The organism is Vreelandella venusta (assembly GCF_015689495.1).
Classification (GTDB): domain Bacteria; phylum Pseudomonadota; class Gammaproteobacteria; order Pseudomonadales; family Halomonadaceae; genus Vreelandella; species Vreelandella venusta.
Map to the genome: position 1 here is coordinate 1,002,653 of NZ_CP065135.1, position 18,080 is coordinate 1,020,732.

16 protein-coding genes are annotated in these 18,080 nt (G+C 52.1%); 8 read left to right on the forward strand and 8 right to left on the reverse strand.

All coding sequences use genetic code 11. The features are described from left to right. Window positions 1-15: 15 nt before the first annotated feature. From IR195_RS04755 to IR195_RS04790, 8 genes are all read right to left on the reverse strand, one after another. Entirely contained in the window at window positions 16-1,215 is a 1,200-nt protein-coding gene (locus tag IR195_RS04755; RefSeq protein ID WP_206048895.1) for an NAD(P)/FAD-dependent oxidoreductase, read from the reverse strand. Between the two features lie 349 nt (window positions 1,216-1,564). Further along, a complete protein-coding gene (cdd, locus tag IR195_RS04760) occupies window positions 1,565-1,972 on the reverse strand; it encodes a cytidine deaminase (protein ID WP_089038876.1) in 408 nt (135 codons plus the stop codon). A 23-nt stretch (window positions 1,973-1,995) separates the two neighbouring features. Further along, window positions 1,996-2,721, reverse strand: a complete 726-nt coding sequence (gene deoD, locus IR195_RS04765) for a purine-nucleoside phosphorylase (protein WP_083001709.1) — start codon at window positions 2,719-2,721, stop codon at window positions 1,996-1,998. A 160-nt stretch (window positions 2,722-2,881) separates the two neighbouring features. Further along, window positions 2,882-4,126, reverse strand: coding sequence for a phosphopentomutase (locus tag IR195_RS04770; protein WP_206048896.1), 1,245 nt, complete (start codon window positions 4,124-4,126; stop codon window positions 2,882-2,884). Next, on the reverse strand, window positions 4,126-5,478 hold the full coding sequence (deoA, locus tag IR195_RS04775; RefSeq protein WP_206048897.1) for a thymidine phosphorylase: 1,353 nt from the start codon (window positions 5,476-5,478) through the stop codon (window positions 4,126-4,128). Before deoA ends, IR195_RS04770 begins: the two co-directional genes overlap by 1 nt. Beyond that, window positions 5,479-6,297, reverse strand: coding sequence for a deoxyribose-phosphate aldolase (gene deoC, locus IR195_RS04780; RefSeq protein ID WP_206048898.1), 819 nt, complete (start codon window positions 6,295-6,297; stop codon window positions 5,479-5,481). An 83-nt stretch (window positions 6,298-6,380) separates the two neighbouring features. Beyond that, window positions 6,381-7,664 carry a NupC/NupG family nucleoside CNT transporter gene (locus tag IR195_RS04785; RefSeq protein WP_193059925.1) on the reverse strand — a complete coding sequence of 428 codons (1,284 nt, stop codon included), beginning with the start codon at window positions 7,662-7,664 and terminating at the stop codon, window positions 6,381-6,383. Window positions 7,665-7,697: 33 nt separating this feature from the next. After that, complete coding sequence (locus tag IR195_RS04790) at window positions 7,698-8,540, reverse strand: outer membrane protein OmpK (RefSeq protein ID WP_206048899.1); 843 nt, start codon at window positions 8,538-8,540, stop codon at window positions 7,698-7,700. A gap of 260 nt (window positions 8,541-8,800) precedes the next feature. On the opposite strand from IR195_RS04790, the gene IR195_RS04795 reads away from it, so the two are divergent. The 8 genes from IR195_RS04795 (at window position 8,801) to IR195_RS04830 (ending at window position 18,008) form a co-directional block, all read left to right on the forward strand. Then, on the forward strand, window positions 8,801-9,568 hold the full coding sequence (locus IR195_RS04795) for a DeoR/GlpR family DNA-binding transcription regulator (protein ID WP_206048900.1): 768 nt from the start codon (window positions 8,801-8,803) through the stop codon (window positions 9,566-9,568). Window positions 9,569-9,842: 274 nt separating this feature from the next. Beyond that, the gene (cyoA, locus tag IR195_RS04800) at window positions 9,843-10,898 is read left to right on the forward strand and encodes a ubiquinol oxidase subunit II (RefSeq protein WP_125746149.1); all 1,056 of its coding nucleotides are present in this window, start codon (window positions 9,843-9,845) and stop codon (window positions 10,896-10,898) included. A 2-nt stretch (window positions 10,899-10,900) separates the two neighbouring features. Beyond that, on the forward strand, window positions 10,901-12,928 hold the full coding sequence (gene cyoB / locus IR195_RS04805) for a cytochrome o ubiquinol oxidase subunit I (RefSeq protein WP_206048901.1): 2,028 nt from the start codon (window positions 10,901-10,903) through the stop codon (window positions 12,926-12,928). Beyond that, window positions 12,928-13,548 (forward strand): cytochrome o ubiquinol oxidase subunit III, encoded by a 621-nt coding sequence (gene cyoC, locus IR195_RS04810; protein WP_146942754.1) that lies wholly within the window; start codon window positions 12,928-12,930, stop codon window positions 13,546-13,548. Before cyoB ends, cyoC begins: the two co-directional genes overlap by 1 nt. Window position 13,549: 1 nt before the next feature. Continuing rightward, entirely contained in the window at window positions 13,550-13,879 is a 330-nt protein-coding gene (gene cyoD / locus IR195_RS04815) for a cytochrome o ubiquinol oxidase subunit IV (protein ID WP_125746155.1), read from the forward strand. Continuing rightward, window positions 13,837-14,760, forward strand: coding sequence for a heme o synthase (cyoE, locus tag IR195_RS04820; RefSeq protein WP_125746157.1), 924 nt, complete (start codon window positions 13,837-13,839; stop codon window positions 14,758-14,760). The genes cyoD and cyoE overlap by 43 nt, the downstream gene beginning before the upstream one ends. 221 nt (window positions 14,761-14,981) lie before the next feature. Continuing rightward, the gene (locus IR195_RS04825) at window positions 14,982-16,772 is read left to right on the forward strand and encodes a DUF4153 domain-containing protein (protein ID WP_206048902.1); all 1,791 of its coding nucleotides are present in this window, start codon (window positions 14,982-14,984) and stop codon (window positions 16,770-16,772) included. Between the two features lie 315 nt (window positions 16,773-17,087). Further along, entirely contained in the window at window positions 17,088-18,008 is a 921-nt protein-coding gene (locus tag IR195_RS04830) for an EamA family transporter (RefSeq protein ID WP_146942750.1), read from the forward strand. Window positions 18,009-18,080 lie beyond the last annotated feature (72 nt).

Consider the following 18,080-nt stretch of genomic DNA (forward strand, 5'->3'; position numbering starts at 1 on the left):
GTCAACCCCTTATGATTAAACTAACCCGCGAGCAACTGCCCAATAAATACTGCGATTAAAGGTTTTGCGCATTAAGCCACCTAGTTTTGTCGGTGGTGCAATCTGTACATCACTTTTATAGTCGTACCATAGTGGCATACCTGCTTCTAGGCCCATTTGAGCAATTGCCTGAACCTTTCCATCATATATTGCCGAGGTATATCCGCGACGAATTTCTGATGCGATATTTTCCACAACTACAGGTGATTGGTTGTGTGCCGTTCCTCCTGCCTTGCTAACGGGCAAATCGACAGTGTCTCCCATCACATAAACATTATTTGTGCCGTACATTTTTAAGGTTTCAAAATCTGTTGGTAACCATCCTTCGTTATTTGCAGCTTCGGATCTACCTGAGTTGATTACCGCATCAACAGCACGAATAGGCGGGGTGCTCATGAGAATATCAAATTCTTGAGAGTTGCCCTCTTCAGAGTAGGCAACCTTTCCTTCTGGATCAACTTTATCCAAAGTAAACCCTCGCTGGTATTTAATATCCTTGCTTTCAAAAATATTAGGCAAAACATCACAGGTTGGTTTTTGTAAAAATAAACAGTTGCGTAATAGCTGAGAAACTGTCGGGTAGCTATAAATAATCTCAACCCTGTTGCGTACACCTCGCTTACGTAAATATTCATCAAGCATCAAGGTTGTTTCGATAGGCGCAATGCCACACTGATGAGGAACGTTAGGTGTTTTAGGAAAGTTTACGGTGATAAAAATACGACCTTCTTCAATCGTACGTATTTTTTGACCGAGCTGCTGGGCCGCTTTAGTCTGGTAAAAATGATCTCCTGCTTCTTTTAGCCCTTCTATACGCTCTGGTGACGGAACACAACCAGTAGAAATAACAAGGTATTCATATTCATAACGCTTACCGCTTTCGCATAAAACATGGTTCCTCTCAAAATCAAAGGTTTCCACGCCATCAACATGAAAAATAATCTCGGGGCGTAGCAGTGTTCGTTGCTTACGGACCAGTTCATGCGGATGGTAAGCATTAAAAGCTACATACATATTAGCTGGCTTGTAAACATGATTGGGAGAGTTTGAGAGCATCATTATCTCAACCTCTCCTTTTATTATCTCATGATACATTTTGACGACTAAATTATTTGCCGTCATTGTTCCGCCAATTCCTCCACCTACAATGATAATGCGTTTTTTTGTAATTTTCATAAGTGTCTCTGGTATTTAAGTTAAATTAAGCTACTCCATATGTTTAGTAGCAAACAGCAACCTTGTAAAGTGAGAAAGCGTCAAAAAAATTGGTCTCAAAAACTGAGTGCAGCACTCGATAACCCCGCTTAGATATCTCCTCATACCTAACAACGACGAGAGCGGCGGCGAGTCTCCTGTCGTCCGGTGCGTAAGCTGACGTGCATTTTGATGGTGCTGTAATGAGTACTCATTCAATAGATTACGGCAAGCTCAATCCAATCCAATGATCAGAGTCTGTATTCGCCAAGCATAAAAAAACTGGGCAATTAATTGCCCAGTTTAAATTTGTTTAGTAATAAAGTTGATATTAACGCGGTGGCAATTGCTCGGGGCCGAAGGCATCGGGAAGCAGTGTTTCCATGGTATAGGTTTTTAGCACGTCGCCCTGGTGTGAAAGCACCATAATTTGCGTTTCTGGGGTAGCGAATTCACGAATGCGCTGACGGCAGTCGCCACAGGGGGTACACAGGTGCTCGCCTGGTCCCATCACGTACACCTTGGCAAGCTCGCGCTGACCAGCGGTGATCATGGCGGAAATCGCTGAGGCTTCCGCACACAGCCCTTTGTAGTGCGCCACTTCCACGTTAGCGCCTGCAAACTGCTGGCCATCCGGGCACTCCATTACCGCGGCGACTGGGTGGTTAGAGTAGGGCGCATAAGCGTTGCCCAAAGTGGTCAGCAGCGTGTCAACCAGTGCCTGATCCGCTTGGCTCATGGCATTATCCTCATCAATGGCTATTAGGCCTTGGCAGCGTCGTCACGCAATACGGTGTCTAGCGCAATCGTCATCATGTCGTTGAAGGTGGTCTGACGGTCGGCGCTGGAGAGCGACTCGCCTTTGAGGATATGGTCGGACACCGTACAGATGGTTAGTGCGCGAGCACCAAACTCTGCGGCAACGCCGTAAAGGCCTGCCGCTTCCATTTCCACACCCACGATGCCGTAGCGCTTGAGCAGTTCGGCCATGTCGGTCTGCGGGTTGTAGAACAGATCCGCTGAGAAGATATTGCCGACTTTTACTGGCACGTTCTGCGCCTTGGCGGCAGCTACGGCATGGCTTGTCAGCTCAAAGTCTGCGATGGCCGAGAAGTCGTGGTCATTAAAGCGCATGCGGTTCACTTTGGAATCGGTGCAGGCACCCATACCAATGACCACGTCACGAACGTTGACGTCGTCGCGTACCGCGCCGCAGGAACCGACACGAATAATCGACTTAACGCCGTAGTCGGTAATCAGCTCTTTGGCATAAATAGACACCGACGGAATGCCCATGCCGTGACCCATAACCGAAATTTCGCGGCCCTGGTAAGTGCCGGTGTAGCCGAACATGCTGCGTACATCGTTCACCTGGCGAACATTTTCCAGGTAGGTGTCGGCGATGTACTTGGCGCGCAGCGGGTCGCCGGGCATCAGAACGGTATCCGCGAAATCGCCCATTTCAGCATTGATATGTGGTGTTGCCATAAAACGCTCCTATCTAAAAAATGATTGGCCCGAACAACCCTAGGCGGGGGCGCTGTAAACCCTTCCCTGGGCGCTACTTTCGCCATCCTTGGCGAAAGACCCCCGCTACGGGTTGATACTGGCCTTGCACAATAGTGTGCTAATGATTTGTCATCGGCCTTTAAGCCGCTTTAGGTAAAAAGCTCTTGCCGTCTTCCATCGCTTCAACGGCGAAGAAGGCGGCTAATGTCTGGCCGATATCGGCAAAGGTGCCGCGTTCACCTAGCGGGCCGGGGGCAAACCCTGCGCCATGCACCATCACTGGCACATATTCGCGGGTGTGTTCGGTGCCTTCCCAGCTGGGGTCGCAACCGTGGTCGGCGGTGAGCAGCAGCAAATCATCATCGTTGAGTGCGGCAAGCAGCTCCGGTAGGCGGGCATCGAAATGCTCAAGCGCGGCGGCGTAGCCCGGCACGTCACGGCGGTGGCCGTAAACCGAATCAAAATCAACAAAGTTGGTCATGATCATGGTTGGGCGGTCGCTGGTTTCTTTCGCGGTGCGGGCTACTTCGGCGAGCGTGGCTTCCATCAGGGCGTCGTGGCCGCTGGCTTTGACCTTATGGGTAATGCCGCAATGCGCGTAAATATCCGCGATCTTGCCAATCGAGACCACTTCGCCACCCGCATCGGCCAGTTTCTGCAATACGGTGGGGCTGGGTGGCTCAACGCTGTAGTCGCGGCGGTTGCCGGTGCGGGCAAAACTGGCGCTGTCATCGCCGTTAAACGGGCGGGCAATCACACGGCCAATGTTGTAGGGCTCGAGAAGCTCGCGCACGGTTTCGCATAGGGCGTAGAGGCGCTCTAAGCCAAAGTGCTCCTCGTGGGCGGCGATCTGAAACACGGAATCTGCCGAGGTATACACAATTGGCTTGCCGGTGGCTATGTGCTCTTCACCCAAGCGGGCGATGATCTCGGTGCCAGACGCGTGGCAGTTACCGATTACGCCGGGCAGGTCAGCTTGTTGAACGATTTTTTCCAACAGCTCGGCGGGGAAGCTGTCGGTCTTATCAACAAAATAACCCCAGTCAAAGCGTACCGGTACGCCAGCGATTTCCCAGTGGCCGGAAGGGGTGTCCTTGCCGCTGGAGATCTCTTTGGCGTGGGCGTATGCACCTTTCAATTGAGCTGGCAGGCTAACGCCTTCGGCGATCTTTCCCGTTGCATCGCGGTGGGCGTGGAACAGGCCTAGTGACGCCATATTAGGCAGTTTCAGGGGACCTGAGCGCTCAGTGGTATCGGCGTCACCGCGAGCGCAGGCAGCCGCGATGTGGCCCAGGGTATCAGCACCCTGGTCGCCGAATTTATCAGCATCGGGGGCGCTACCGATCCCAAACGAATCAAGGACTAATACAATCGCACGACGCATTAGGCTTCTCCTCGGAAGGTGTCTTGCAGCAGTGTGTCCGCTGCAGCAGGCTCTTCGCTAAGGGTCATGGCGGCACGCAACTGAGCAGCAGCGCGCTTGGCTGCATCTTCACTGCGGGCGTGAACGATGGCTAACGGGCGCTGGCTATCGACGCGGTCGCCAATTTCGACAATATCGCTAAAGCCGACGCTGTGATCGACGCTAGCGTCGTTGCGCAGGCGGCCACCGCCTAGCTCGACCACGCTCATACCGACGGCGCGGGTGTCGATGCGCTGTACGATGCCACTCTGATCGGGGTACACCGGCTGAATGACCGGGGCGGTGGCCAAGTAGCTATCCGAGCGTTCCATAAAGTCGGCGGGCCCACCCAGCTCGCGCACCATCCGGGCGAAGACTTCGGCTGCTGCCCCCGAGGTTAGCGCTTTTTCCAGCTTAGTTAGGGCTTCTTCACGACTGTTGGCCAGTTTGCCGGCGATTAGCATTTCCACTGCCAGTTCGCGGGTGACCTGCATCACGCGGCTGTTGGCACGTTCGCCGCGCAGTAGGGCCAGGGTCTCAACGATTTCTACCGCATTACCCGCGCAAGGCGCCAACGGCTGGCTCATATCGGTGAGCAGAGCAGTGGTTGGGGTTCCTGCTTGGGTTGCCACGTTGGCGATGCTTTTGGCTAGCTCGCGGGACTTTTCCGGCGTGGGCATAAAGGCGCCGCTGCCAACCTTAACGTCCATCACTAAGGCATCTAAACCAGAGGCCAGTTTTTTACCCAGAATAGAGGCGGTAATTAGCGGAATGGACTCTACGGTGGCGGTCACATCACGCACGCCGTAAATGCGTTTATCGGCGGGGGCAAGGTTACCGGTTTGGCCGATAATCGCTACACCGGTGGATTTCACCACACTGCTAAAGCGTTCCGGCGCGGGGTAGGGATCGTAACCTGGGATCGACTCCAGCTTGTCCAGCGTGCCGCCGGTGTGGCCAAGACCTCGGCCGGAAATCATCGGCACAAACGCGCCACAAGCGGCGACCCAGGGGCCGAGCACCAACGACACCAAATCACCAACGCCGCCGGTAGAGTGTTTATCGACAATCGGGCCAGGCAGGTTGAGGGAGTCCCACTGCATGACATGGCCAGAGTCGCGGGTCGCGGTGGTCAGGGCGACGACTTCTTCACGGCTCATGCCGTTTAAGAACACCGCCATGGTGAAGGCGCCAATCTGGGCGTCGCTGATGCGATCATCGGCAATGCCTTGTACGAAGGCTTTGATCTCTTCTGCGGGTAGCGGCTGATTATCGCGCTTCAGGCGAATCAGTTCCTGGGGCAGGAGAGCGTGATGAGAAGCGGTAGATGACATTTAGTAGCCTCCGTTAGTAGTGGCGAGCGGTGCGGTTTGTGGGGCGCCGTTTAACGTGTTCAATAAATTACCCAGCAGGCTGGAGGCACCAAACCGGAAGTGCTCAGGCGTTACCCACTGTGCGCCCATGATGTTCGTAGCAAGTGCTAGATACTCGGCGGCCTCTTCGGTGGTGCGCACACCACCGGCGGCTTTAAAACCGACATCTTGACCGCTGGCTTTAATCGCGTTGAGCATGATCTCTGCGGCTTCCAGAGTGGCATTTGTTGCCACTTTACCCGTCGATGTTTTAATAAAGTCAGCGCCGCCTTCAATAGCCAGTTCACTGGCACGTTTGATAAGCGCGGGGTCTTTGAGTTCGCCCGATTCAATGATGACTTTTAAGCGTGCTTGACCGGCGCAGGCGGCTTTACACATTTCGACCAGCTCTAGGCCGGTTGCTTCATCGCCTGCCATCAACGCGCGGTAGGGGAAGACCACATCGACTTCATCGGCACCGGAAGCAACGGCGTCGCGGGTTTCACGGGCGGCACCCATGATGTCGTCACCACCATCTGGAAAGTTGGTAACTGTGGCAATTTTAACGTGGTCATTGAGCTTGTGAGCGGTTAGCGCACGCTGCGCGGTAACTACAAATTGCGGATAAACACATACTGCTGCTGGGTTGCCAAAGGGGGTTTTAACTTGCTGGCAGAGCGCCTCAATCGTGCTATCGGTGTCGCTATCGTTCAGGCTCGTTAGGTCCATGAGGGTGAGTGCTTGACGGGCAGCTTGGGTAAGTTGGGCTTGAGTGTGCTGAGAGGAGGCAGTCGCAGTCATGGAATTCTCGCAAATTAATAAAAGACAAAACGGGCCCTGCGTGAAAATGGCAGCGCCCGTTGCATAGTGTCGTGCTCGCTGCGTTAAGCCGTGGCGCTACTCAACGCAATAAAGAAGCCTGCAATTGAGGCCGACATTAGGTTAGAGAGTGTACCGGCCAATACGGCCTTCACGCCAAAACGGGCAATTTCTTTACGGCGTGTAGGGGCAATGCTGCCTAAGCCGCCCAGCAAAATGGCAATCGATGACAGGTTGGCAAAACCACATAACGCAAAGGAAAGAATCGCCATGGTGTGCGGAGTCATCATTTGACCCGTGGCAGCGACCACCTGTTCTCCATCAATGTAGGGAGCCAAGTTGATAAAGGCGACAAACTCATTCACCACCAGTTTTTGACCGATAAACGAACCCGCTAGGGTGGCTTCTTCCCAAGGGACGCCAAGTAAGAAGGCAAGCGGCGCAAACAGCCAGCCGAGAATCAGTTCAAGGCTGAGTGACTCAAAGCCAAACCAACCGCCAACGCCGCCTAGAATCCCGTTAATCAGGGCAATCAGCGCAATAAACGCGAGCAGCATGGCACCGACATTGGCGGCAAGTTTCATGCCTGAGGTAGCACCCGCTGCGGCGGCATCCAATACGTTGGCGGGTTTGTCTTCCTGCTCTTTAAGCTCTTCTTCTACTCTAGAAACGCTGTCGCTATCGGTCGCGTCTTGAGTTTCAGGCATGATTAATTTGGCGAACAGTAGGCCGCCTGGTGCCGCCATAAACGAAGCGGCGACCAAGTATTCCATGGGAATACCCAAGGCGGCGTAACCCGCCAGTACCGAACCAGCCACCGATGCCAGGCCACCGCACATCACTGCAAATAGCTGAGAAGGCGTCATGCGGGCGATAAACGGACGTACCACCAGCGGCGCTTCGGTTTGGCCAACAAAGATATTTGCGGTGGCAGAAAGCGATTCGGTACGTGAAGTGCCGAGCGCTTTTTGCAGCGCGCCACCTAAAATCCGAATGACCCACTGCATAATGCCTATGTAATAAAGCACTGCAATGAGTGACGAGAAAAAGATAATGACTGGCAGTACTTTAATGGCGAACACAAAGCCGACGTTATCGACATCGGCTAAGCCGCCAAACAGAAAACCAATACCGTCATTGGCGTAGACCAATACTTGGCTAACGCCGGATGAAATGGCTTGCAGGACTGCTTGGCCAAAGGGCACATAAAGGACAAATGCACCAATACCCGCCTGAATGGCAAACGCGCCAAGCACGGTGCGCAGCCGAATTGATTTACGGTCGTAAGAGAAGATAAGTGCGATGGTTACCAGCGTAACCATGCCTACCAAGCTCATGATGAGAGTCATGTGGGTACCTTCCGAGCGTGTGAAGTGGAGCGATTACAGTAAGTTTAATTTTACTGAGTAAATCATTGCATTTTGGTAAGCGTTCGGGGTGCCCAGCTTATTGTCTGAGTAGCGATACTGCACGCCAGTGGTAATTAGCTCAGAAGGGTGCCACCACAAGCTAAGTGCGCCGTTGGTACCTACGCTATCTGCTTTATCGCCCACGTAGTTTTGTTCTAAATACTCGTCGTCACGGCCAAAGGTTTGTTCATGCCAGTTGGTGACGCTGAAATTCTGGTTGAGCGCTGAGAAGTCATAACCTGCTACCCAGCCTGCCATAAAGCCGTTCATACCAGTGTAGCCGTCGCTCTGCACACGTGCTGCGCCAATAAACGGTTTAAACCATAAGCCATTGTCGAACGTCGTGCGGTAGCCGAGACCAAGAATTTGATCCTGCTCGCGAGCGTTGAAACCATAATCGCGGAAGTCGTACAGGTGCGCATAGATCGATAGCGGGCTATCGCCTAAATAAATGTGTGAGGTGACTTTTCCAGCGGTACGAAAGTTATCTTTACCACCGCTTGATTCGTCAAACTGGTCGTTGGTTGGGTTCTCGAAATCGAAGAAGCCGTAGAATTCGCCCCAGCTGTAACCTACGCCGCCTTCGATTTCGACAAACGTGAAGTCGCTTTTTGCTGCGTTACTAGCGGTGCGCGCTTCAGTGCCGTTAGACCAATCTAAGTAGTTCACCGAAACGTTGGCAAACGACCAAAGGGGAGCGGTTGGTGACGCGGGGGTGTCGTTGGCTAACGCTGGTGTTGCCAGTGCGGAGCTAACCAGTAAAACGCCAGTGCCAAGCGTGGCGAAAGCAGAGCGAGAAGGTGTTCGAGCAGTCATGGAAGCCTCAACAGGGTTGTTATGAGTCGTGTGGGCTGATGTTGATGTTAAAATTATAACATTTAGTGTTATTTTTTTAACGTTGATTTGCAAGTACTGCCCCATCAACGCTCTGTATATGTGATATAGCTTTCAAATAGTCGCAGAGCAGCGTCTGACAGTGGAAATATAGTGAGGGCTGGCTCAGCATAGACCCTGGATACCCACTAACCGCTGATAACAAATAACGCCTGAACTTGGGATTAAAGGAGAGGTTTGCTATGAATGACCGAAGCGCTCAGCGTTTGGCCAAGTTGCAAGAAGCGCTTGCTAGCGGGGGAACGTTGCATCTGCGCGATGCTGCTGAGCTGTGCGGTGTTTCTGAAATGACGATCCGTCGGGACGTTACTACGCAGCCTTCGGCGATTAGCTTGCTGGGTGGTCGGTTGGTCATGGCAAACTACCCGGGTGTAACACCGGTATATGACTTGACTGAGCAACAGGCGAGCCATTATCAGATTAAGTATCGGCTCTGTCAGCGAGTTGTCAGCTTTATTGAAGACGGCGATACACTGTTTATTGATTGCGGTTCAACGCTAATCCCTTTGCTAAGTCAGTTAAGCCATTTCCGCGAACTTACCGTGGTGACATATGCCCTTAACGTGGCTAACTCAGTGGCCGCGCTGCCTAATGTGCGGTTAGTGCTGCTAGGGGGGCTGTTTTATGCCTCATCACAATCGTTTGGCAGTGACGGTATGCGTGCTGCGATTGAGCGTTTAGGCATTAATAAAGCACTGATCTCTGCCGCAGGAGTGGACTGCGAACGTGGGGTTAGTTGTTTCCATTTTCATGAAGTAGCGCCCAAGCAGGCTGCCATTGCAACGGCTATGCAGCGCCTGTTGATTGTTGATGCCAGTAAATTTGGCTTAGTGCGCCCAGCCTATTTTGCCGCGTTATCCGATTTCGATATTGTCGTGACCGACGATGACAGTGCGCCGAAAGTACAAGATTGTCTTCCTCATGCATCACCCAGTGTGACAGTCGCATAACACACTATTGAGCATTCGGGGTGCGGCAAAGCGTCTCTTTCTGATTGATCCAGATCAATAGAAAATACTTTAGTCGTAGTTGATGCGCGCGTGGCGTGTACTGGCTATGACTCGCTATCAATCCCTTCGGTAGCGCATATTTTTCCCGGAGCAACGCATACGTACTCACTGTTCTGGGAAAAGTATGGGGTGTTAGTTAGCGTGCTATTTAGCTAGCTATTCAGCTGGTCAAATTAGCGCGCTGTTTTGGACAACTCTCTGACGAGATCACACCATGCAACGACATACCCTCTGGCGCAGGCGAGGCACATTCGTGCTCGTCATGTTGTGCCTGTTGTTAACGGGCTGCAGTTCTGCATTGTTGGATCCCAAAGGGCAGATTGGCGTTGAGCAACGTTCGCTAATACTGACCTCATTTGGGCTGATGCTAATTGTAGTTATTCCGGTGATAGTGATGACGCTGCTGTTTGGTTGGCGTTATCGGCGCAGCAATCGCAATGTTGCTAAATACCTACCCGACTGGGCGCATTCGAATGCGATTGAAGTCGCGGTATGGACAGTGCCCTGTCTAATCATCGCCGTCTTAGCGTTTCTTACCTGGAAAACCTCCCATAGTTTGGATCCCCATAAGCCCATCGAAAGCGATACCGCCGCAATGGAAATTCAAGTGGTAGCGCTGGACTGGAAATGGCTGTTCATCTACCCCGAACAAGGCATTGCCAGTGTCAACGAGCTTGCCTTTCCGGTGGATACGCCGGTGCGTTTTCGAGTCAGCTCTGGCTCGGTGATGAATGCGTTCTTTATTCCGCGCTTAGGCAGCCAAATTTATGCCATGGCGGGTATGGATAACGATGTCCATCTCATTGCAGACGACGTCGGTGTTTATCCGGGCCGTTCCACTAATTATAGCGGCGCTGGCTTCTCAGGAATGACCTTCGATGCTCACGTTACCACCCCTGAAGAGTTTGAGGCGTGGGTTGAAAACGTGCGGGCTTCCAATGAAACCCTGACGTATCCCGACCGTTATAGCGATTTAGCCAAACCGAGTGAATACCACCCGGTTGAGTACTTCTCTGAGATATCTCCGGCGCTGTATACGTCGATTCTGACCAGCTTTCATACCGGTGGCAGTGGGCACGGTGGTCATGGCGATCATGCTAGCCACACCGAAGCCGCCAGTGATGCTGACGATAGCCACGGCGAGTCTGGCGAGCTAGAAAGCGCGGGCGCTACCCATCATCAGGCCGCGTTTGGCCACGTTACCAATCAGCATGCGAGTGAGGATCACGCGATGAGCGGCCATCCCACAAGCGTTGAAGCGGGGGGTTAAGCATGTTTGGAAAACTGACGTTAGAGTCGATTCCGTATCACGAACCGATCATTATGATCGTTGCCGCCATGATGGCGATTGGCGGTGCTGCGCTTCTCGGCGCATTAACTTATTACCGAAAGTGGGGCTGGCTGTGGAGCGAGTGGTTTACCTCCGTTGACCACAAAAAGCTCGGTATTATGTATTTTGTGGTTGCCTTGGTGATGCTGCTACGCGGCTTTGCCGATGCCATTATGATGCGTACCCAGTTAGCGATGGCTGCTGGTGGGGCCGCGGGTTATCTCCCCCCTGAACACTATGACCAGATCTTTACCGCCCATGGCGTGATTATGATCTTTTTCGTTGCGATGCCCATGGTCATCGGCCTGATGAATCTGGTGGTGCCGCTGCAAATTGGCGCACGCGACGTTGCTTTCCCTTTCTTGAATAACCTGAGCTTTTGGCTGTTCGCGGTGTCCGCGATTCTAGTTAATATTTCCCTAGTAGTAGGAGAATTCGCCAAAACTGGCTGGCTCGCTTATGCGCCACTTTCGGGGATAGAGTTTAGCCCTGGTGTGGGGGTCGATTACTGGATATGGGCGTTACAAATATCCGGCATAGGGACGACGCTCACCGGGATTAATTTCTTTGTTACGATCCTGAAAATGCGTACTAAAGGCATGACCATGTTCCGCATGCCTATTTTCACCTGGACATCGCTTTGTGCCAACGTCCTGATTATTGCCTCTTTCCCGATTCTTACCGCGACGATCGCGCTGTTAACCCTAGACCGCTACTTCGGCATGCACTTCTTCACCAATGATTTTGGCGGCAACATGATGATGTACGTCAACCTCATCTGGGCCTGGGGCCATCCGGAAGTGTATATCCTGATCCTGCCAGCCTTTGGCGTGTTCTCTGAAGTGATCGCGACTTTCGCGCGTAAGCGTTTGTTTGGTTACACCACCATGGTATGGGCCACAGTGGCGATCACGTTGCTGTCGTTTATCGTCTGGTTGCACCACTTCTTCACCATGGGGGCTGGCGCTAACGTCAATGCCTTCTTCGGTATTATGACGATGATTATTGCCATTCCTACCGGGGTGAAAGTATTCAACTGGCTGTTCACTATCTTCCGCGGCAGCCTGGAACTGACTTCGCCGGTGCTATGGACGTTAGGCTTTATTATTACCTTCACCTTAGGCGGTATGACCGGCGTGATGTTGGCGCTACCTGCTGCCAACTTTGTACTGCATAACAGCCTGTTCGTAATTGCCCACTTCCACAACGTGATTATTGGTGGCGTAGTGTTTGGCATGATGGCGGGCTTAACGTATTGGTTCCCTAAAGCATTCGGCTTCACGCTTAGCGAGAAGTGGGGCAAGCGCTCATTCTGGTGCTGGTTTATCGGCTTCTATGTCGCTTTTATGCCGCTCTATGTGTTGAGTTTCTTTGGTGCGGTGCGCCGTATGCAATCCTACGCCAACCCTGAATGGCAGTCGTGGATGATCCTGGCCTGGGTAGGTGCCGTCATCATCATGATGGGCATTGCCTGCACCATTATTCAGTTCTGGGTGAGCATTCGTGATCGCAAGCTGAACGCCGATGTGACTGGCGACCCATGGGATGGCCGTACATTGGAGTGGTCAACGTCATCACCAGCACCGTTCTATAACTTTGCCCGTTTGCCTGAAGTTGGCGATATCGACAGTTTCTGGTCGCAAAAACAGCGTAGCAACGAGCAGTTGGACGAAGCACCTTATACCGATATCCACATGCCTCGTAATACCGTGGCAGGGCCGGTTATCAGCTTGTTTGCTCTGGTGCTTGGTTTTGCACTGGTATGGCATATCTGGTGGCTAGCCGCGGTGGGTGCGCTTGGCGTAGTCATCAGCTTCTTAGCGCGTGTTTTCAACGATGATATCGACTACTACGTGCCTGCCGCAGAAGTGGCGCGGATTGAGCGTGAACACCAGCAGCGCAAAACCACCCCGACCGCCAGTGACTCAACTGATAGTAAGCAGACAAACTATGCGGAGGCGCGAGCGTAATGGCTACCAATACTCTACACCATGGCGCAACGTCTGAGCCCCATGAACACCATGAGCACCATGATGCCAGTGGCACTAAAGTGTTCGGCTTTTGGGTCTATCTAATGAGCGATCTAGTGATCTTCGGGTCACTGTTTGCTACCTACGCCGTGCTTATGAAGGGCACAGCGGGCGGCCCGACGGCGGCAGATATTTTCGAGCTACCTTTCGTGCTCGTCGAGACCTTCTTACTGCTGTTTAGTAGCTTTACTTTCGGCATGGGCGTGTTGGCCATGAATGCTGAGCGCATTAGTCAGGTAAAGGCGTGGTTAGCGATAACCTTCCTGCTGGGCGCAGCGTTTGTTGGCATGGAAGTCTACGAGTTTCAGCACTTGATTCATCAAGGGCATGGGCCTGACCAGAGTGCGTTTCTCTCGTCGTTTTTCACCCTGGTGGGTACTCACGGGCTGCACGTGACCGTTGGCTTGGTATGGATTCTTGTCATGCTGGTGCAGCTTTCTACCAAGGGGCTAACACCGATGACTCGTCCCAGAATTCTCTGCCTGAGCCTATTCTGGCACTTTCTGGATATCGTCTGGATCTGTGTTTTCTCGTTCGTTTATTTAATGGGAGTGCTGTGAGATGAGCCATTCTTCATCTAATTCAACTTCTTCCCATGGCAGCGTTAAATCGTATGTGACTGGGCTTCTGCTATCTTTAGTGCTAACCGTGATTCCATTCGCGGTCGTGATGAGCGGTGCACTAAGCACCGTCACGACGGTGGTCGTTATCGCAGTAACAGCCGTGCTGCAGATTTTGGTTCAGCTGGTCATGTTTATGCATATGAACACCAAAGCCGACGAAGGGTGGAACGTGATGTCTTTCGTTTTCACGCTGACGATACTTGTCTTGGTGGTAGGGGGCTCTTTATGGATCATGCAGCATCTGCATCTCAACATGATGATCGGTTAACGATAGTGCCTAGCCGTTGGCGTGACCTGCTCGCGCTAACGAAACCAGGCATTATTGGCGGCAATCTCATTGCGACCTTAGGCGGTTATTTTTTAGCCGCCCACGGTACTTTTGATTGGGTCACGTTTAGTACGGTCATGTTGGGTATTGCACTGGTCATTGCGTCTGGCTGCGCCTGTAACAACGTTATTGACCGTGATATTGATGCTTTGATGGCGCGTACGCGCCATCGCCCTCTGGCCAAAGGACGTATCTCTATTACTCAGGCATTGGGCGTTTCGGCGCTGCTTGGGGTAGCGGGCGTGGTGTGTTTGGCGCTGGGTACCAACGGCTTAACCGTGGCATTGGCGGTGATCGGCTGGGGCGTTTATGTTGGGCTGTACAGCCTTTATATGAAGCGGCACTCTGAATACGGCACGTTGGTGGGCAGTCTTTCGGGAGCAATGCCGCCGGTTGTTGGGTATTGTGCGGTGACGGGGCAGTTTGATAGCGGTGCTTTCATGCTACTGGTCATCTTCTGCCTGTGGCAGATGCCGCACTCGTATGCGATTGCGATTTTTCGCTATGCGGATTATCGCCGGGCATCGATTCCGGTGCTGCCGGTGGTGCATGGAATTAAACGGGCAAAACACCACATTCTGGGCTACATCGTCGCGTTTATTCCCGCATCGCTTGCGTTGGTGCTGGCGAGTAAAGCGGGCACTGGGTATCTGTGCGTTGCATTAGCAATGGGCGGGTACTGGCTGTACCTAGCGTTGTGTGGTTTTCGACTGGGTGATGACGTGCGCTGGGCCAAAAAGGTGTTCGGTGTATCGATTCTGACGATTACCGCAATGAGCTTAGTGATGGTGTTGGAAGCCATGGTGCCTATGTGGGCCTGACAGGTAATTCTTACACACGTTAATTCGCTAAATAAAATAGCCCCAGGCACTGCCTGGGGCTATTTTTCTATGTGGAGTCACGGTCAGTAATGACTTAAGACGTGGTGCAATTGTTAATTGATATTGGCCACCCATGAATAACGTCTACCTGCGATTATTGGTATTCTGAGCCGACTAATGACGTGGTATCACGTTCGCCACCTGCCCCTCAGAGAATTGTCATGGATGATAACCGTCTAAGCGCCTTGGATCGTAGCACCAGCATTGGGTTGATTCTTATTGCCCTGTTTCAGGGGGTTGCACTCTACGCGTTGCATCTGACTGTTGAACATACACACTGGCTAGCCACTGACCAACGCTGGCTAAGCGCACTTTATTCCATCACTATCGTGGTACCTGCCTTTTACCTGATTAGCATGGTGCGACTGCGGGATCGTATCAATTTAATACCGCTGTTGTTGACGCCTCTGCTGTTTTGGATGGGGTGGCACCTTGGTTGGGCAACCTCTGTGCCGGAAGCGCCTTACCGGAATACATCACCCCTTATGGCTTCCTTTAGCATGACTGTGGGGGTGGCTATGCTCATCCTTGCTCTGTTCTTTCGAAGCAGTGCTTCCAGTGGCACATGGCCAAAAGCCTATCAACCATTGCTGAATTACTCATGGGAATTCGCCCTGACAATTGCCCAGGTCAGTCTGTTTATAGGGGCTTTTTGGGTAATTTTGGGGCTATGGGGAGCGCTTTTTGCTGCCATCGGCATAGACTTTTTTGAACGGGTTTTCTATAAACCGGTGTTTGTATATCCGGTTACCTGGTTGATGCTCGGTATCGCCGTGGTGATGATTCGCAACCGGTTCCGCTTTCTTGCCAGCGTAAGGCTGATGTGTGAAGCGCTTATCAAGACACTTTTGCCGTTAGTTGCCCTGGTCATCCTGCTATTCTTCGCCGTGCTGATGTGGACAGGGTTAGAACCCATATGGGATACAGGCAAGGCAGCGCAAATCCTTATGGCGCTGATGTTAACCTTACTACTGTTCTTTAACGCTGTATTCCATCAAACCCATAGCAATCCTCCTTACCCTGGTTGGCTACGCAATACGGTTTTGGTGGCGGTCGTACTCCTGCCAATTGGCAGCCTATTGGCGGCTTGGGCACTATGGCTACGTATCGACCAGTATGGGCTCAGTTTGGACCGGTTATGGGCTGGGCTGCTGCAAGCATTGGTGGCGACTTTTACCCTCAGTTACAGCGTGATAATACTTTGGCGCCGAAAAGCAGCGTTACCCGGTATTCACCGCGTCAATAGGTGGCTGGCCCTTCTGGTGGCCAGTGTGCTGATACTGGTTAATACGCCACTGGCTGACATGAGCCACTGGTCTGCCCAGCATCAGGTAAAGCGATTATTGGATGGGCACACAGCAGTGGAAGATTTTGATTTCGACTATGTGCTCTATCGACTTGGGCGGCCCGGCAAGCTAGCTCTGCAAGAGCTGGCCGAGAGCGAGTTTGCCCAGACGCATCCTGAGCTGAAACGTCGTGTCGAGTTTCACATAAAGCAAGCTCAATCCGGTAACATCGAGTCTCTGATGGATACTAACGACCTGGGTGAGCTAGCCCAACAGTTTCGTATAAGGCCTGAGATGGCTACGATGCCCGAGTCTTTGCTGGTGCTGCTGGCTAAACAGAATTTGATGTGCTTGAACCAGCCGGACCCTTGCATAGCGGTTCGTATTGACGATGACCCAAGTATCCAGTGGCTGATTTACGACCAATACACCTTTCAAGCGAAGGCCTACGCCGAGCGCAATCAGGCCTGGCATTGGGTAGGTGATTTAGTTTCGTTGGGTAGCGAGCAGAAACACCATGCCGAAGAGTGTCTACATAGCTACTCGTATAGCAAATTACAGCGTATACCTGAATCTTTGAATATCTATCGAACCGGCTCCTGTTTACACTTTTTACGGCCCTCTCTTGAGTTTGTCAGGCAGCAATTATCAACCGCTGAGAACTAGCTTGATGTGAAGGGGGGATAGCGCCGACCTGGGTAGCTTGGGAAATAGGTTATTAACTTCCTCCCGTTTCGGCATCATGGTTCCCGGCCCTTGAGGGGCACTATCAATCAATGCATCGTTGATAGAAGAGCCACGGTTAATGACCAGCATCGGTGTGTTTATGACAACCTTTGTAAAGTAGTTAGCGTAAAAGAGGCTTAGACCTTGGTATAGTATGCTGTACTGCAATGATATTGGCGCGGTATTTCGTTAGCCTTCGTCATAGAATGTCGTCATCCTACTGTTAATCTACTTATCGTGAGCCGCTTTGTTGCTATGCCTTCTACCTCATTACCAACGCTACTACCTCGCCACCTAGCCATTTTTCTGATGATGTCGGTGGCTACTATGTTTGCAGCCAACCACGTTTCCGCGCGGCTAGCGTTTGATAATGGTGCTGGATTACTTCTTGCGGTATTGATGCGCTCAGGCGTAGCGTGTTTGATTTTACTGACGCTGGTCGTGGTTCAAAAAAAGCGGCTGTGGCTACCGCCCGGCACATGGCCATGGCAGCTGGCAGTAGGGCTTCTGATTGCTATTCAAAGTGTTAGCCTTTATTCAGCGGTTGCACGTTTGCCGGTGGTCATTGCGTTGTTACTGGTTAATACCTTTCCTATTCAATTAGCGCTGTTAAGTTGGGCGTTAGGCGGTCCTCGGCCTTCGCTACGTAGTTGCCTGATTATGGGCACTATTTTGATTGGGCTGCTCGTGGTACTCGATATACCGAGCTGGTTTGGAGATGCCAATGCCATGGGGTCTGAGTGGTTGGTTGGTATAGGATTTGGGTTAAGTGCCGCTTTCGCGTTTGCTTGCGCGCTTTGGGTTACTGAGCATCGCTTGGCAGGGGTTGGCAGCACCTTACGTAGCCTTCTGACCATGCAAACGGTGTTTATTGCCATGATCGTTGGTGGGTTACTGGGTGCAGTTCCTGGGGGAATGAGCTTGCCAGATAACAGCGCAGGCTGGACAGGACTAGCTTTGTTAGCCTTGCTATACGGCAGTGCTTTTTCCCTATTGTTTATTTTTGTGCCACGCCTGGACATGGCGCGTAATGCACCAGTTATGAACTTCGAGCCAGTAGCATCGTTACTGCTTGGCTATATTGTGCTAGGTCAGATGTTAACCCCTAGCCAGTTGGTTGGCGGGGCTGTGGTGGTTGGTGGCATTGTTGTGCTCAGTCTTTCCAAAGGTAGGTAAGTAGGAGGGGAAAAAGGAAACTGTGTGCAAGTTGAGCTGGCAGATTGCGTTCTCCTAAAGTATAAGCCAAAA

What these genes read in the sequence shown, in the direction of transcription:
- IR195_RS04755 (WP_206048895.1), bottom strand. Translation starts at nt 1,215, where the DNA reads ATGAAAATTACAAAAAAACGCATTATCATTGTAGGTGGAGGAATTGGC.
- cdd (WP_089038876.1), bottom strand. Translation starts at nt 1,972, where the DNA reads ATGAGCCAAGCGGATCAGGCACTGGTTGACACGCTGCTGACCACTTTG.
- deoD (WP_083001709.1), bottom strand. Translation starts at nt 2,721, where the DNA reads ATGGCAACACCACATATCAATGCTGAAATGGGCGATTTCGCGGATACC.
- IR195_RS04770 (WP_206048896.1), bottom strand. Translation starts at nt 4,126, where the DNA reads ATGCGTCGTGCGATTGTATTAGTCCTTGATTCGTTTGGGATCGGTAGC.
- deoA (WP_206048897.1), bottom strand. Translation starts at nt 5,478, where the DNA reads ATGTCATCTACCGCTTCTCATCACGCTCTCCTGCCCCAGGAACTGATT.
- deoC (WP_206048898.1), bottom strand. Translation starts at nt 6,297, where the DNA reads ATGACTGCGACTGCCTCCTCTCAGCACACTCAAGCCCAACTTACCCAA.
- IR195_RS04785 (WP_193059925.1), bottom strand. Translation starts at nt 7,664, where the DNA reads ATGACTCTCATCATGAGCTTGGTAGGCATGGTTACGCTGGTAACCATC.
- IR195_RS04790 (WP_206048899.1), bottom strand. Translation starts at nt 8,540, where the DNA reads ATGACTGCTCGAACACCTTCTCGCTCTGCTTTCGCCACGCTTGGCACT.
- IR195_RS04795 (WP_206048900.1), top strand. Translation starts at nt 8,801, where the DNA reads ATGAATGACCGAAGCGCTCAGCGTTTGGCCAAGTTGCAAGAAGCGCTT.
- cyoA (WP_125746149.1), top strand. Translation starts at nt 9,843, where the DNA reads ATGCAACGACATACCCTCTGGCGCAGGCGAGGCACATTCGTGCTCGTC.
- cyoB (WP_206048901.1), top strand. Translation starts at nt 10,901, where the DNA reads ATGTTTGGAAAACTGACGTTAGAGTCGATTCCGTATCACGAACCGATC.
- cyoC (WP_146942754.1), top strand. Translation starts at nt 12,928, where the DNA reads ATGGCTACCAATACTCTACACCATGGCGCAACGTCTGAGCCCCATGAA.
- cyoD (WP_125746155.1), top strand. Translation starts at nt 13,550, where the DNA reads ATGAGCCATTCTTCATCTAATTCAACTTCTTCCCATGGCAGCGTTAAA.
- cyoE (WP_125746157.1), top strand. Translation starts at nt 13,837, where the DNA reads ATGGATCATGCAGCATCTGCATCTCAACATGATGATCGGTTAACGATA.
- IR195_RS04825 (WP_206048902.1), top strand. Translation starts at nt 14,982, where the DNA reads ATGGATGATAACCGTCTAAGCGCCTTGGATCGTAGCACCAGCATTGGG.
- IR195_RS04830 (WP_146942750.1), top strand. Translation starts at nt 17,088, where the DNA reads ATGCCTTCTACCTCATTACCAACGCTACTACCTCGCCACCTAGCCATT.